This window comes from Actinomadura sp. J1-007 (assembly GCF_009793335.1).
Classification (GTDB): Bacteria; Actinomycetota; Actinomycetes; order Streptosporangiales; family Streptosporangiaceae; genus Spirillospora; species Spirillospora yumaensis.
This window is the reverse complement of record NZ_WING01000001.1, coordinates 232,440-247,738: the sequence shown is the minus strand read 5'-3', so window position 1 is coordinate 247,738 and position 15,299 is coordinate 232,440. Positions and strand designations below refer to the sequence as shown.

At 75.8% G+C, this 15,299-nt stretch carries 13 protein-coding genes; 12 read left to right on the top strand and 1 reads right to left on the bottom strand.

Annotated elements, in window-relative coordinates; all coding sequences use genetic code 11:
• Positions 1–77: 77 nt before the first annotated feature.
• Both GEV43_RS01110 and GEV43_RS01105 read left to right on the top strand, forming a co-directional pair.
• Entirely contained in the window at positions 78–1,361 is a 1,284-nt protein-coding gene (locus GEV43_RS01110) for a sensor histidine kinase (RefSeq protein WP_241682725.1), read from the top strand.
• Positions 1,358–1,963, top strand: coding sequence for a response regulator transcription factor (locus GEV43_RS01105; RefSeq protein ID WP_160819113.1), 606 nt, complete (start codon positions 1,358–1,360; stop codon positions 1,961–1,963). Before GEV43_RS01110 ends, GEV43_RS01105 begins: the two co-directional genes overlap by 4 nt.
• A gap of 118 nt (positions 1,964–2,081) precedes the next feature.
• On the opposite strand, the gene GEV43_RS01100 is transcribed toward GEV43_RS01105, so the two are convergent.
• Positions 2,082–3,494 carry an amino acid permease gene (locus GEV43_RS01100; RefSeq protein ID WP_160819112.1) on the bottom strand — a complete coding sequence of 471 codons (1,413 nt, stop codon included), beginning with the start codon at positions 3,492–3,494 and terminating at the stop codon, positions 2,082–2,084.
• A gap of 154 nt (positions 3,495–3,648) precedes the next feature.
• On the opposite strand from GEV43_RS01100, the gene GEV43_RS01095 reads away from it, so the two are divergent.
• The 10 genes from GEV43_RS01095 to GEV43_RS01055 all read left to right on the top strand — a co-directional run bounded on the left by GEV43_RS01095 (position 3,649) and on the right by GEV43_RS01055 (position 15,281).
• Positions 3,649–4,821, top strand: a complete 1,173-nt coding sequence (locus GEV43_RS01095) for a pyridoxal phosphate-dependent aminotransferase (protein WP_175250217.1) — start codon at positions 3,649–3,651, stop codon at positions 4,819–4,821.
• A gap of 147 nt (positions 4,822–4,968) precedes the next feature.
• Complete coding sequence (locus tag GEV43_RS01090) at positions 4,969–6,027, top strand: ring-opening amidohydrolase (RefSeq protein ID WP_160819111.1); 1,059 nt, start codon at positions 4,969–4,971, stop codon at positions 6,025–6,027.
• Positions 6,028–6,157: 130 nt separating this feature from the next.
• Complete coding sequence (locus GEV43_RS01085; protein WP_160819110.1) at positions 6,158–6,838, top strand: Crp/Fnr family transcriptional regulator; 681 nt, start codon at positions 6,158–6,160, stop codon at positions 6,836–6,838.
• Positions 6,839–7,737: 899 nt separating this feature from the next.
• Positions 7,738–8,880 (top strand): FHA domain-containing protein, encoded by a 1,143-nt coding sequence (locus GEV43_RS01080; RefSeq protein WP_206681033.1) that lies wholly within the window; start codon positions 7,738–7,740, stop codon positions 8,878–8,880.
• Positions 8,881–9,031: 151 nt separating this feature from the next.
• Entirely contained in the window at positions 9,032–10,363 is a 1,332-nt protein-coding gene (locus GEV43_RS46730; protein WP_164717126.1) for a hypothetical protein, read from the top strand.
• Positions 10,332–11,234, top strand: a complete 903-nt coding sequence (locus GEV43_RS54485; protein WP_309239376.1) for an Ig domain-containing protein — start codon at positions 10,332–10,334, stop codon at positions 11,232–11,234. The genes GEV43_RS46730 and GEV43_RS54485 overlap by 32 nt, the downstream gene beginning before the upstream one ends.
• Before the next feature lie 20 nt (positions 11,235–11,254).
• Positions 11,255–12,949, top strand: coding sequence for an SUMF1/EgtB/PvdO family nonheme iron enzyme (locus tag GEV43_RS01070; RefSeq protein ID WP_160819107.1), 1,695 nt, complete (start codon positions 11,255–11,257; stop codon positions 12,947–12,949).
• 46 nt (positions 12,950–12,995) lie between these two features.
• The gene (locus tag GEV43_RS01065) at positions 12,996–13,688 is read left to right on the top strand and encodes an SseB family protein (protein ID WP_160819106.1); all 693 of its coding nucleotides are present in this window, start codon (positions 12,996–12,998) and stop codon (positions 13,686–13,688) included.
• 174 nt (positions 13,689–13,862) lie between these two features.
• The gene (locus GEV43_RS49055) at positions 13,863–14,474 is read left to right on the top strand and encodes an A24 family peptidase (RefSeq protein WP_160819105.1); all 612 of its coding nucleotides are present in this window, start codon (positions 13,863–13,865) and stop codon (positions 14,472–14,474) included.
• A 42-nt stretch (positions 14,475–14,516) separates the two neighbouring features.
• Positions 14,517–15,281 (top strand): phytanoyl-CoA dioxygenase family protein, encoded by a 765-nt coding sequence (locus GEV43_RS01055; RefSeq protein WP_241682724.1) that lies wholly within the window; start codon positions 14,517–14,519, stop codon positions 15,279–15,281.
• Positions 15,282–15,299 lie beyond the last annotated feature (18 nt).

The following is a 15,299-nucleotide window of genomic DNA, read 5'->3' as shown; positions in this document are numbered from 1 at the left end:
CGCACGCCGGTTCCGCCGGGAGCCCGCCGCTCCCGGCGGCGGATAGGGTTTCCGCCCGAGGGAGGGGGAGGAGTCCCATGGAGACGCCGACGGCGGCCGACCTGGAGGAACGGGCGGCGATCGGGTTCGAGGAGTACCGGCGGATGACCTACCGGTCCTACCTGTTCGCCGCGCTCGGGCTGATCTCCCCCGCCTCGGTCGGGCTGGCGCAGTCGTACACGCGGTCCGAGATCGGCTTGCCCCTGCTCGTCCTCGTCGCCGCCGCCCTCGTCCTGCACCTGTGGCTGTACGCGCGGCTCGTCCGGGGCAGCATGCACGGCGGCGCGGCGCGCCGCGACCTGGTGCTGAGCGGCGTGCTCGCCGCGCCGCTGACGCTGATGATGCTGACCAGCGAGATCTGGGCGGCGGTCCCGGTGTTCTGGGTGGCGGCGGTGACGCTCACGCTGACCCGGCGCCGCGACCAGCTCGTCCTGTGCCTCGCCGCCGCCGCGTACGTCAGCGTCCTGATCGCCGTCGCGAACCCGCGCCCGGCCTCCTGGTACGCCGAGCACTGGTACGCGCCGCCCCTCTCGGTCGGCGGATTCTTCCTGGTGTGCTGGGGGCTGGTCTACACCAACCAGTACCAGCGGCGGATCTGGGAGCTGCACCAGGAGGCGCACGCGGCGCGCGAGGCGCAGGCCCGGCTCGCCGTCACCGAGGAGCGGCTCCGGTTCTCCCGCGACCTGCACGACCTGCTCGGCCACAGCCTGTCGCTGATCGCGGTGAAGAGCGAGCTGGCCATGCGGCTGGCCGAACGGGACCCGGACCGCGCCCACGCCGAGATGGCCGACGTCCGGCAGGCCGCCCGCGACGCGCTGCGCGAGGTGCGGTCCGCGGTGCGCGGCTACCGGGCGGTCGAGCTGGACGCCGAGCTCGCGGGCGTGCGGTCGGTGCTGGAGGCGGCGGGGGTGCGCTGCGAGACCGCCGCGCCGCCGTCCGGCCTGCCGGCCGACGTCCGGTCGGTGCTCGCCTGGGTGATCCGGGAGGGCGCCACCAACGTGATCAAGCACAGCGAGGCCCGCCGCTGCGCGATCACGCTGGCGTCCTACGGTGGGGCCGTGGTGCTGGAGATGCGCAACGACGGGGCCCGTCCCGGCGCGGCGGACGGCGGCCGGGACGGGCTGTCCGGCGGTCCGGGCGACGGCGCGGGCTCGGGCCTCACCGGCCTCGCCGAACGGGTCGCGGTCGTCGGCGGCGAGCTGAGCGCGGCCCCCGACGGCCGCGACGGGTTCCTGCTGCGCGCGGTGATCCCGGTCGGCGACCCGCCCGCCCCCGCGGGCGCGCCGGAGGGCGCGCCGGTCCCGGCCGGGGGCGCGCCGTGATCACGGTGCTGCTGGCCGACGACGAGCACCTCATCCGCGGCGCGGTCGCCGCGCTGCTCGGCCTGGAGGACGACCTGGAGGTGGTCGGCGAGGTCGCGCGCGGCGACGAGGTCGCCGCGGCCGTCGCGGGCAGCGACCCCGACGTCGCCGTGCTCGACATCGACATGCCGGGCGCCGACGGCCTCACCGTCGCCGAGGAGCTGCGCGACGCCGGCGCCCGCTGCTCGGTGTGCGTCCTCACCAGCTTCGGCCGCCCCGGCTACCTGCGCCGGGCGATGGCCGCCGGGGTCCGCGGGTTCGTGGCCAAGGACGCCCCGACCGAGGAGCTCGCCGCCGCCATCCGCAAGGTCCACGCGGGCGGCCGGTACCTGGACGCCGAGCTGGCCGCGAGCGCGATGGCCGCCGGGGACAACCCGCTCACCCAGCGGGAGCGCGAGATCCTCCGGCTCGTCGGCGCGGGCACCGAGACGTCCCGGATCGCGGCGCTCCTGCGCCTGTCGGAGGGCACCGTCCGCAACTACCTGTCCACGGCGATGGCCAAGCTCGGCGAGCCGAACCGGGTGGCCGCCGTGCGCGCCGCCCGCGAGATGGGCTGGATCTGACCGCCGCGGGTCACGCCGGGGGCGCGCCGGGGGTCACGCCGGGGGTCACGCCGGGGGTCACGCCGGGGGTCACGCCGGGGGTCACGCCGGGGGTCACGCCGGGGGGGCGCGCCGGGGGTCACGCGTGCGGGGGCGGCGCCGTCCGCTTGGCCCGCAGTGTCACCGCCGCGTACACCGCCAGGATGAACGCCAGGCTGACCACGCTCAGCCCGAGCTGCGAACGGGTCTCCGACACCAGGCCCATCGACGCGAGCACCAGCACCACGCACGCGAACGTCGCCCAGCTCAGCCACGGGTGCAGCCACATCTTCAGCCGGAGCCGCTCGGGCGCGTCACGTTCGAGCCGGTCCCGCATCCGGAGCTGCGACAGCGCGATGATCCCGTACAGGAACAGGGCGACCGCGCCCGCCGAGTTGATGATGAAGTAGAACACCCGGTCGGGCGAGACGAAGCTCATCACCACCGCGACGTACCCGAGGAGCGTGCTCAGCACGATCGCCTTCCAGGGCACGCCCCGCCGGCCGGTGTCGCCCACCCACGACGGCGACCAGCCGTGCTCCCGCAGCGCGAACAGCATCCGCGACGCGGTGTAGAGCCCCGAGTTCAGCACCGACACGACGGCCGTCAGCACGACCACGTTCATCACCTGCTCGGCGGCCGGGATGCCGAAGCGGTCGAACGCCGCCGCGAACGGGCTGCCCTCGTCCGGGATCCGCTCCCACGGCGTGATCATCACCAGCAGCAGCACGGACCCGACGAAGAACAGCAGCACCCGCCACACCACGGTCACCGTCGCCGCCGCGACCGCCTTGGCGGGCTCGCGCGACTCCGACGCCGCGATCGTCACGACCTCCGCGCCGAAGTAGGAGAAGATCACGATCACCACGCCGTGCACGACCGCGAACCAGCCCTTGGCGACGAACCCGTCCTCCGCGATGTTGCCCACCGACACCGAGGCGTCCGGCCACAGGCCGAGCACGAACAGCGTGCCCACGACGAGGAAGACGGCGATGCAGGCGATCTTCACCGAGGCCAGCCAGTACTCGGTCTCGCCGAACGACCTGACCGACAGCAGGTTCGTCACCGTCAGGGCCAGCATCAGCGCCAGCGCGAAGCCCCACTGGGGGACGCCCGGGACCCACTTCTGGAGGATCTGCGCGCCCGCGACCGCCTCGAACGCCACGATGCCGACCCAGTAGTACCAGTAGAGCCAGCCCGCGGTGAAGCCCGCCCAGCCGCCGAGCGACTCGCGCGCGTACTCCATGAACGACCCCATCGCGGGCTCCGCCGACGCCATCTCGCCGAGCATCCGCATCACGAACACGACCAGCAGCCCGCCGACCACGTACGACAGCACCGCGGCGGGCCCCACCGTGTGGATCACCGCCCCGCTGCCCACGAACAGGCCCGCCCCGATGATCCCGCCGAGCGCGATCATCCGCAGGTGCCGGGGCCGCAGCCCCCGCCGCAGCCCCGCCCCCTCCGCGCCGCTCGCGCCGTCCGCCCGGCTCGTACCGCTGTCACCGCCCATACCGCGGCATGATCAGGCGGCGGTGTGACCGAATCAACCTTTATGAACGGACCTAACCGATCGGCAACCAAGCCGAGACCCTCCGTGCCGGGCCGCCGGGGACGGTCGGAACGGCGCGCGCCCCCGGGGTCCGCCCGGGCGGCGATCGGGGATGATGGTCGGCGTGGTTGAGCCGCTGGTGCCTCGCATGCAGGGATTCGGGACGACGATCTTCGCGGAGATGTCCGCGCTGGCCGTGGAGACCGGGTCGATCAATCTCGGACAGGGCTTCCCCGACACCGACGGGCCGCCCTCGATGCTGGACGCGGCCGTCGAGGCCATCCGCAACGGGGGCAACCAGTACCCGCCCGGCCCCGGCCTGCCGGAGCTGCGCGAGGCCGTGGCCGCGCAGCGGCGCGACCGGTACGGGCTGGAGTACGACCCGGCGACCGAGGTCTACGCGACCGTCGGGGCCACGGAGGGGATCGCGGCCTCGGTGCTCGCGCTCGCCGGGCCCGGCGACGAGGTCGTCGTCTTCGAGCCCTACTACGACTCGTACGCGGCGACGATCGCGCTGGCGGGCGCGGAGCGCAGGCCCGTCACGCTGCGCCCGTCGGAGGGGCGGTTCACCTTCGACCCGGACGAGCTGCGCGCGGCGGTCGGGCCGCGCACGAAGGCGATCCTGGTCAACTCGCCGCACAACCCGGCGGGCACGGTGTTCACCCGCGGCGAGCTGGAGGCCGTCGCCGCGGTCTGCCGCGAGCACGACCTGGTGGCGATCACCGACGAGGTGTACGAGTACCTGACGTTCGACGGCGCCGAGCACATCCCGCTCGCGAGCCTGGACGGGATGCGCGAGCGCACCGTGTCGGTGTCGTCGGCGGGCAAGACGTTCTCGGTGACCGGGTGGAAGACCGGCTGGGTCACCGCGCCCGCGCCGTACGTGCGGGCCGTGCAGACCGTCAAGCAGTTCACCACCTACGCGGCCGGCGGGCCCTGGCAGCGGGCCGCCGCGCACGCGCTGCGCCACGAGCTCGGCTGGGTCGAGGAGCTGCGCGTCTCGCTCCAGGCCAAGCGCGACCGGCTGGTCAGCGGCCTGGAGGCGGCCGGCTTCCGGACGTACCGGCCGCAGGGCACCTACTTCGTGCAGGCCGACATCAGGCCGCTCGGCTTCACCGACGGCATGGAGCTGGCGCGGGCGCTGCCGGAGAAGGCGGGCGTGGTCGCGATCCCCACGCAGGTCTTCTACGACCACCGCGAGGCGGGGGCGCACTTCGTGCGGTTCGCGTTCTGCAAGAAGGACGAGGTCATCGACGAGGCCGTCGAACGCCTCGCCCGCCTGACCTGACCCCCGCGCGGCGCCCGGTCCCGCGCCCGGCCCCGCGCCGGTCCCGCGCCCGGGTCCCGTACGCCCGGGACTTATGGGGCGCAACGGGCATGGAGTCGGGGGCGGACGGGGAACAGACACGGTGGTGAGACAGCGAGGAGGCGCCCCGTGCCCGACCCGATCGAAGTGCGCAAGATCCCCATCGAGAGCGTGACCGACGCGTCCGGGCTGGCCCGGCTGATCGACGACGGCGTGCTGGAGGCCGACCGGGTCCTCGCCGTCGTCGGCAAGACCGAGGGCAACGGCGGCGTCAACGACTACACGCGGCTGCTCGCCGACCGGGCGTTCCGCGAGGTGCTGGTCGCGAAGGGGACCCGCACGGCGCAGGAGGTGGCGCGCGTCCCGCTCGTGTGGTCCGGCGGCACCGACGGGGTGCTCAGCCCGCACGCGACCGTGTTCGCGACGGTGGACCCTGCGCGCGCCCCGGCCACCGACGAGCCGCGGCTGTCGGTCGGCGTCGCGATGAGCGCGGAGATCCCGCCCGAGGACATCGGCCGTCCCGCGATGGTCGAGACCGTCGCGGCGGGCGTCCGCGATGCGATGAGGGCCGCCGGCATCGACGACCCGGCCGACGTCCACTACGTCCAGACCAAGACGCCGCTGCTGACCCTCGGCACCATCAACGACGCGCGGTCGCGGGGCCGCGACGTCGTCACCGACGACACCCTGGCCTCCATGGACGTGTCCAACTCCACCACCGCGCTCGGCATCGCCGTCGCGCTCGGGGAGATCGAGCCGCCGTCCGCGGAGCGGATCCACCGCGACCTGTCGCTGTACTCGTCGGTCGCCTCGTGCTCGTCCGGCGTCGAGCTCGATCGCGCGCAGATCGTCGTCGTCGGCAACGTGCGCGGCATCGGCGGGCGCTACCGCGCGGGGCACGGCGTGATGGCCGACGCGCTCGACGCCGACGGCATCTGGACCGCGATCCGCGGAACGGGCCTCGACCTGCCCGAGCGCCCGCGCGCCGGCGACCTCGGCGGGCGGCTCGTCAACGTGTTCGTCAAGTGCGAGGCCGACCCGTCCGGCTCGGTGCGCGGCCGCCGCAACATCATGCTGGACGACTCCGACGTGCACTGGCACCGCCAGATCAAGGCGTGCGTCGGCGGCGTCGCGGCGTCGGTGACGGGCGACCCGGCCGTGTTCGTGTCGGTCGCGGCCGTCCACTAGGGGCCCTCGGGCGGCGGGACGGTCGCCGCGATCGCCGACCTCGGCTGAGATCCTCACGCTTCGCCCGCGCGGCGTCCCGCCGTGTGACAATCCCTGTGAACCTCCTGCCGGATCACTCCCGGGGGACACCATGCCCGACCACCGGACGCGGCTGACCGGCCTCGGCGCGATGCTGCCCGAATCCCTCTGGCGCGAGCTGCTGGCGCTCGGCCCGCGCGTCAACCGGCCCGCCGGCCAGGTGCTGATGCGCCAGGGCGACCCCGGCGACGTCGTGTTCGTCCTGGTGCGGGGCCGCGTGCGGATCTCCCAGTACGAGATCGACGGGGTGGAGATGCCGCTGGCGATCCGCCGCCCCGGCGAGATCCTCGGCGACATCGCCGTCCTCGACGGGACGGCCCGCACCGCGACCGTCTCGGCCGTCGACGCCTGCGACGTGCACGCCGTCTCGGGCCCGCTCTTCGTCGGCTTCGTCTCCCGCCACACCCTCGCCCGGCTCCTGCTGCGGCACTCGTTCGGGCGGCTGAAGGAGGCCGAGACGTACCGCGCCGAGCTCGCCGTCCTGCCCATGTACCAGCGGCTGTGCCGCACCCTGCTGCGGCTCGCCGAGCCCGACGGCGAGGGCGGCGCGGTCGTGGAGGTCGGCATGTCGCAGGAGGACCTCGGCCGCATGATCGGCGCCGCCCGCAACACCGTCGTCGGCCTCCTCGCCCGCCTGCGCGACGAGGGCGTGGTCGACACGTTCCGGCAGCGCGTGGTCGTCCGCGACATCGACGCCCTGCGCGCCCGCGCCGTGCCGCCCGACGACGCCTGACCCGCCTCCCGCCGTCCTCCCGAGCACGCCCGCCGCGACCGCCGGCGGAGTGAAGAGCCGGGTGTGCACATTTCTGGGCACCGGTCCCGGCGGGGCTGGGTCAAGGTTGGGGTGACCCGCCGCCGCCCCTCGGAGGACGCACGTGGCCGTTCCGATGCCGACACCCGGCCCCCGCTTCAGCAGGCACCTGCCGTCGTACGTCACCGTCCTCGCCGTCGACCTCGAACGCTTCACCGCCAACCCGAGCGCGTCGCTGACCGGGCTCAGCGAGGCCGTGCCGCGCGTGCTGGAGACGGCGATGCGGCGCTCGGGGCTGGACTGGGCCGAACGGCGGTTCCCGCAGGGCACCGGCGACGGGTACGTGCTCGGGCTGCCCGTCGAGCGCACGCCGCTGCTGCTGCACCCGTTCCTGAACGAGCTCCAGTGCGTGCTGGAGGAGGAGGCCGTCCGGCTGCGCGCCGAGGACCCGGGGGCGCGGATGCGGATGCGCGTCAGCGTCCACCTCGGCCCACTGCCCGACGGCGGCGGCGAGGGCGCGGCGAACGGCGTCGGCAAGCCCATGAACGACGCGCACCGCCTCCTCGACTGCGGGCCGCTGCGGGCCGCGCTCGCCGCGGCCGACCCCGAGGTGACGCTCGTCGCGGGCATCGTGTCGCGGCGGGTGTACGAGGACGTGGTCGAGGCGGGCTACACCGCGCTGCGCCCCTCCGAGCTGCGCCGCGTGGACGCCAGGGTGAAGCGGTTCGCCGAGCCCGCCTGGCTGTACGTCCCCAAGCCGTCCTGGGGGCCGGCGCCAATCCGGACCGCCACGGCGCCCAGCCCGCGCGGAACGATCAGCCCGCGCCGAGCGAGCAGGCCGTACCCTCCGGCCCGGCCGGGGCCGTACCCCCGGTCCCGTCGTGGGGCAGGGGACCGGCAACCGGATGACGACCGGGTCCGCCGGGAACGTCGTCCAGGCCGGGCGGGTCGACAACAGCTCGCTGACGTTCGTCGGCGGCGACGCCCGGCCCCAGGTGCGGCCCGTGCCGGCGGCGCAGCTCGACGTCGCGCGCGAGCGCTACGCCGAGGCGCCCGGCGCGGCCCGCGCGCGCTCGCTGCTGCGCGCGCTGCATCTCGTCGTGCTGGTCGGCGACCCGGGCGGGCGCCGCACCACGGCGCTGCGGCTGCTGGACGAGCTGTCGCTGGAGAACGGCATCAGCCTGTTCGACGTCCTCAAGCACTGGGACCGGCCCTCGGTCGCCGCCCTGCCCCTGCACTCCGGGTGCGGCTACGTCCTGGACCTCAACGCCCCGGACGCCGACCGGCCCGGCGCGGAGTTCGCCGAGGACCTCCGGACGCACGCGTCGCGGCTCGTCGACCACGGGTCCTACCTCGCCGTCGTCGCGCGGCCGGAGGTGTGGCGCGAGTGCCGCGCGCTCACCGGCCCGTACCTGGTCGACCTCGGGCGGCCCGCGCCGCAGGCCGTGCTGGAGGCCCACCTGCGGGCCCTGCGCGGCCGGACCGCGAGCGGCGCGGCGGGCTTGGGAGGCGCGGCGGGTGCGCAGGCCGCGCCGCCGGCCGGGACGCTGCCGCCCGACCTGTCGCCCGGCGAGGCCGCCGCGCTCGCCGAACGGATCGCGGGCGGCGCGCCCGTCGAGCTGCCCGCGGGCCCGCGCGCCCGCGTGTACCTGCGCGTCCTCGACCCCGACGGCCGCGAGAGCGACTACACGCTGCGGGACGGCTCGGTCCGCCGGGACGAGGTCCGGATCGGGCGGCCGTTCCCCGGCGAGACCCCCGACATCGCGGTGGACTCCGACCTGGTCCACCGCGACCACTGCCGCCTCGTCCGCGACGACGGCGCCTGGTGGCTGGTGCCGCGCGGCCGCAACCGGCCGCTGCTGCTGCGCCGCGGGGCGGCCGAGCCCGAGCCGGTGGACGCGCGGGTGCGCGTCCGCGACGGCGACGCCGTGCACGTCCGCGTCCGGCCGGTCCGCGAGGGCCGGCCGCGGGACTGGCGGCTGATCTTCAACGACCCCCACCACACCGACACCACGAGGAGCTGAGACCGGTGGAGCCCAGACACACCCCCTCGACCGCCGCGCCCCGCGGCGCGGGCGGCGCCCCGCGCACGCCGGGACGGTCCGTCCCCCGCCGCGCGAGCGCCCGCCCACCAGGTTCGCGCTGACCGGCCTGGTCGCCGTCGCGATCACCGCCGTGGCGGTGCCGCTCGGCCTGCTCGGCGGCGTGCCGTTCGTCGGCGACCTGCTGGAGAGCCGGGGCGCCGTCAGCGCGATCGCCGCGATCGTCCTCGCCGCGATGCTGTGGATCACGCTGTTCGCGCTGACCCGCTTCCAGCGCGCGGCGGCCGAGAACGCGACCGTGACCACGGCGGCCGAGCTGTTCAGGCCCGACCCGAAGGAGCGCGGACCCGAGGCCGCCCGGCTGCTCGCGACCCACAGGGACCCCGTGACGGCCGCGCGCTTCGCGGGCGGCCTCGTCGGCGGGCGCATCGCCGCGGTGCTCCACGACGCCGACTGGGACCGCGACACCGCGTCCGCCGTCCTCGCCGCGCGCGCCGACATCGACCACGCGCGCAGCGACGTGGCGTACGGCCCGGCGCGCGCGGTGGTGTGGGCGATGCCCGCGCTCGGGTTCCTCGGCACCGCCGCCGAGATGGCCAAGGCCGTGGACGGCCTCGGCGAGAGCGTGCGCGGCGCCCAGGGGTACGCCGCGCTGCGCGACGCGCTCGTCCGCGACGTCGTCCCGCCGCTCGCCGACGCGTTCGGGGTGACGCTGTTCGCGCTCGCCGCCAGCGTGATCTGCCACCTGCTGCTGACCTGGACCGGCTCACGGGAGCAGTCGGTGCTGCTGGCGGTGGAGGAGACCACGCTGACGGCGATCGCGGCGGCCGGGCTGACCCGTTCGACGGAGGGCGCCGGGCTGGACGGGGAGGCCGCGCGGGCGCTCGGCCACCAGATCACGCAGCTCACCGAGCGCGAGGGGCAGGTCAGCGGGGGGCTCGACCGGCTCGTCTCGCACTTGGAGACCGCGTCGCGCGCGGTGTCGGACGCGGGGGGCCGGCTGCCCGCGCTCGACCTCCAGCAGGTGCAGGCGCTCCTCCAGTCGGTGGACGGGCGGCTGGAGGCGATCCGCGACGGCCTCGGCCAGGACCTGATCGTGACGCGGGGCCTCGCCGGCCCGCCGGCCTCGGGCGGGCGCGCCGACCCGGCCGGCGGCCCCGCGGGCCCGAGCCTGCCGCCCGGCCTCGGCGGCCCGAACGGCCTGTTCGGCCCCACCGACCCCACCGGCCCCACCGGCCCCGGCGGAACGGGCGGAACCGGCGGAACGCGCGGCCGTCCGGGCGCCCCCGGCGGCCGTGACACCCCCCGCGCGAGCGCTCCCCCCGCCTCCGGCGGGCGCGCCGGGCCGGTCCATCCGAGCGGGCGGCTCGGCCCGGTCTTCCCGGGCTCCGCGCTCGGATCGGACCCGGGCGCGGCCGACGACGACCGCCCGGGTGAAGGCGGCGGGCCGGGGCGGCGGACGTGACCGCGCCCGTGTACGGACGCAGGCGCGCACGCGGCGCCGAGCATCCGGTGGAGCTGCGCTTCGTCGACATGCTCCTGATCGTCATCGCCACGCTGATGTTCGTGGCCGTGGTGCTGAGCGTGACGAGCGCGTTCAGCACGCAGGCCGAGCCGCGCGGCGGGAAGCCGGACGCCGCGCCGCGCGTGGAGACCCGCTCCGCCCCGGCGGCCGTGGCCGGGCGGCCCTACGAGCTGACCCTCGCGGTCCGGGGCGGGGACGGCACGTACGCCTGGCGGACGCTGTCGGGGCGCTCCCGCCGGGCCTGGCGCTGGACCGTTCGGGCGTCGTGCGCGGCACGCCCGCCGGGGCCGTCTCGACGCAGGCGACCGTGCAGGTCACCGACGGCGCGGGGACGTCCGCGCAGCGCGACCTGGCGTTCACCGTGCGGCCCGCCGGGGAGGGCGCGGCGAAGGCGCCGCCGCCGCGCGTCGCGTCCGACGTGTCGCTGCTCGGCGCCCGCGCGGGCCGGGAGTACCGGCACGTGTTCAAGGGCGAGGGCGGCACCCCGCCGTACACGTGGAAGGTCGCCGGAGAGCCGCCCAAGGGCCTCGGCGTCGCGCCCGACGGCACCCTCACCGGACGGCCGAAGGAGGCGGGGACCAGCACGTTCACCGTGACGATGGCCGACGGCGCCGGCGCGTCCGTCCGGCAGCAGGTCCGCATGGACGTGAAGCCGCAGCCCGAGTCGCTGTTCTGGAGGATGCTCGGCTGGCTGAAGACGGTCGTCACGTGGATGGGCTACCTGCTCGTGCTGAACGTGGTCTACATGGTGCTGTTCGGGGCGCCGCCGACCGCCGGGCACGCGGGCCTGTTCGGGCGCCGCAGGCGATGACGGAACGGGGGAGATGACAGATGGGACTGGAGAAGGGGCGCGTCCTGCCCACCGGGGAGACCGTCGTCGCCGTCCACCGGGGCGGCTTCGGCGAGGTCGGCGTGCTGGAGGACGAGTTCGAGGCCCGCAAGGTCGTCAAGCGGATCAGCGACGAGGTGCTGGCCCGGGTCGGGGAGCCGGTCACCACCGCGTTCTTCAACGAGTGCCGCACCGCCGTCGCCCGGCTGAACGGCGCGCCGTACACCGCGCCCGCGCTGCTCGCGCTGCGCAGCCTGGACGACCTCGGCCCGGTGCTGTTCGTCGGGCACGTGGACGGCCCGGCGCTGCGCGACCTGGTCGCGGGCGGGCGGCGGCAGTCGCTCGGGCAGACCGTCCGGATGGGCGGGCAGCTCGCCGCCGCGATCGCGTTCGCGCACGCCCAGAACGTGCGGCACCGCGACCTGAAGCCGAGCAACGTGCTGCTCACCCGGGGCAACGACATCCAGCTCATCGACTGGGGACTGTCGCGGGCGCACGACGAGGCGGGCCTGACCGCGGGCGTCGCGGCGTACCTGTCGCCGCAGCGGCAGGTCGACTCGCGGCTCGACGACCCCGCCGACGACGTGTACGCGCTCGGCGTCCTGCTGTACGAGTGCCTGACCGGCGGGTACCCGCGCGATCCGGTCCTCCCGGACCGGGTCCGCGCCACCCTCGCGGGCGTCCACCCGTACGCCCCCGGGCACGTCGTCGAGCTGCTCGCCCGCATGATCGCGCCCGACCCCGCGGAGCGGCCCGAGGCGGCCGAGGCCGCGGCGGTGCTCGGCGACGCCGAGCTGATGGACGACGTCGCGAGCCGGGAGATGGAGCTGCCGTTCTGCCGCGCCTGCCGGTACGTCGCGCAGGACGCCCGGCCGTCCTGCCCGGTGTGCGGCGCGGCGATGTACCACCGGGTGGCGCGGCCCCCGCGGCCCGGGATGGTGCGGGTGCCCGCGGGGGTGTTCGCGCACGGCCTGAGCGCCAACCAGGCCAGCAACGCGCTGATGGCGGCCGGCATGCCCGCCGACCCGCAGCAGCTCGCGCGGCTCGCCCCGGACGACGACCCGCCGCGCAGGATGTTCTGCCCCGGCTTCGACATCGACGTCACGCCGGTGACGAACGCCGCGTACGCCGAGTTCGTCGAGGACACCAACTACCCGATGCCCGAGGGCCTGCTCGCCGGGAGCACCGGACTGCCCGACCATCCGGTGGCGCACGTCTCCTGGCGCGACGCGCTCTGCTACGCGCTGTGGGCGGGCAAGCGGCTGCCGCGCCCGCTGGAGTGGGAGAAGGCGGCGCGCGGCGACCAGGACGACCGCGCCTACCCGTGGGGCGACGTCTGGCAGCCGCGCCGCTGCAACCACGACCAGCTCCCCGCGCCGCGCTTCCGCCGGACCTACCCCGTGACGGGTTTCACGGAGGGGGAGGAGGACGGCCGGTCGCCGTTCGGCGTGGTCCAGATGGCGGGCAACGTCAGCGAGTGGGTCTCGGAGGGCGGCAAGACAGAGGCCCGCAACTCCGAGATGCGGGGCGTGCGCGGCGGCGGCTGGAGCGACCAGGTCGCCCTGTACGGGCTGGTCTCCCTCCAGATCGAGGCGGCGATCGACTACCAGGAGGCCAACGTCGGGTTCCGCTGCGCCGTGGACATCGTGTACGACGAGCAGCCCGTCACCGGCCCGGAGGGCGGGTGTGGGGAGTGACGGGAACACCACCCGAGGTGGTCGCGCGAGCCGATAGCCTCGAAACGTGTCCGGTCTGACCATTCCCGAACCCCAGTTCCCCGAGGACGACGGCGCGGCCGACCCCCGGCTGCGCGAGGCGCTCGTCAAGTACGCGGCGGGACGCGCCGGGGAGCACGCCGTGCTCCGGGCGCTGCGCGACGCGCGGCTGCTGGTTCCCGTGGTCGCGGTCCTCACCGAGGAGGAGCAAGAGCCCGGCGGGCTGCGCCGCGAGAAGTCCAGCGACATGGCCCTGCCCACGCTGATCGGCGAGGACGGCCGGCGCGGCGTGCTCGGCTTCACCTCGATCGAGACGATGCGGGCCTGGCGCGCCGACGCCCGCCCGGTCGCCGTGCACGCCAGGCAGGCGTGCGCGGCGGCCCTCGACGAGGACGCGCACGCGCTGGTCGTGGACGTGGCGGGCCCGGTGCCGTTCGCGGTGGACGGGCTGCGCCTGCACCTGCTCGCCGACGGCCGCCCGATCCCGCCGCCGCACGAGGACCCCGACGTGCTCGCCGCGATCGACGCGGCGTTCGGCTCCGAGCAGGGCGTGACCGGCGTCCGCGTCACCGGCGGCGACGACGCCGAACTCGCCGTGCGCTTCGCGATCGCCCCCGGCCACGACGAGCGGGTCACCGTCCGCCGCGTCTCCGACCGCCTCGCCGAAGCCCTGCGCGGCCGCATCGTCGGCGGCGTCGAACTCAAAATCGTCCGCCCTTGAGCCCGGTCGCCCTTGAGCCCGGCCGTCCTTGAGCCCCGCACGCTCCCGAGGCTCGTCCGTTCTTGTGCCCGGCCGCTCCTGAGCCCGGCCGTCCTTGAGCCCCGTCCGCTCTTGAGGCTGGTCCGTTCTTCGCCCTGCCGCCGTCGGTGTCGCGGGCGGGGGTAGGGTCGCGGCGTGGACGCCACTGCCGCACCTCCCGACGGCGCCGTTCCTGAGCGGTCGCCGGTTCCCGGCTGGGGTGCGGTCGTTCGGCGGAGGGCCGTCGCCGTGGTCGTTCTCGCCGTCGTCGTGGTGGCGGCGCTCGCCTGGAGGATCGGCGCGCGGGCCGAGCTGGCGGCGTTCGCGTGGCTCGGGGCGGCGGGGAGCGTGCTCGCCGTCGTCGACATCGCGGTCAAGCGGCTGCCCGACCCGATCGTCCTGCCGTCGTACGGGATCGGCGCGGCGCTGCTCGGCGCGGCCGTGCCGTTCACCGAGGGCGGGGGAGCGCGGTTCCTGCACGCGCTGATCGGGATGGCGGCGCTGTTCGCGTGGTTCGGGTCGCAGTGGCTGATCAGGCCGAGCGCGGTCGGGCAGGGCGATGTGAAGCTCGCCGGGGTCCTCGGCCTGTACCTCGGGTGGCTCGGGTCCGCGGCGTGGGTGCTCGGGGTGCTCGCGACGGCGGTGCTCGGCGCCGCCGTGTCGGGCGCGCTGCTCGCCGCGCGCCGCGCCGGGCGCGCCTCCGCCATCCCGTACGGGCCGTTCATGCTGGCGGGGACCTTGGTCGCCGTGCTGGTCCACGCCCCGTAAATGGTTGTCCTCCCAGGCGGGACGGACGGCATGCTGGGGCCCATGAAGCCTGAGACCATCGACGCCTTCGTGACGGACGGGTTCGTCCGGGTGGACGAGGCGTTCCCCCGCGAGACGGCCGCCGCGTGCCGCGACATCCTGTGGCGCGACACCGGCTGCGACCCGGCCGACCGCTCGACCTGGACACGGCCGGTCGTGCGCCTCGGCGACTACGCGCAGGAGCCGTTCCGCGCCGCGGCCGGCTCCGACCGGCTGCGCGCCGCGTTCGACGCGCTGATCGGGGAGGGGCGCTGGCAGCCGCGCGCCAGCCTCGGCTCGGTCCCCGTGCGGTTCCCGGGCGACGACCCGCCCGGCGACGACGGCTGGCACATCGACGCGTCGTTCCCCGGCGAGGACCCCGCCGACTACATGGCGTACCGCGTCAACCTGGCGTCCAAGGGCCGGGCCCTGCTGATGCTGTTCCTGTTCTCCGACGTGGGCGAGGACGACGCGCCGACCCGGATCCGGACGGGGTCCCACCTGGACGTCCCGGCGATCCTCGAACCGGCGGGCGACGGCGGCCTGGCGTTCATGGACCTGGCGGCGCGGGCCGAGCGCGCGACCCGGCACCGCCCCGCCGCGCTCGCGACCGGGCGCGCCGGGGACGTCTACCTGTGCCATCCGTTCCTCGTGCACGCGGCGCAGCCGCACCGGGGGACCGAGCCGCGCTTCATGGCGCAGCCGCCGCTGGTCGCCGCCGCCCCGTTCCGCCCCTACGACGGCGAGGCCCCCGTGGAACTGGCGATCCGGCGAGGTCTCGGGGCCTGACCCCCGTAGGCTTGCAGG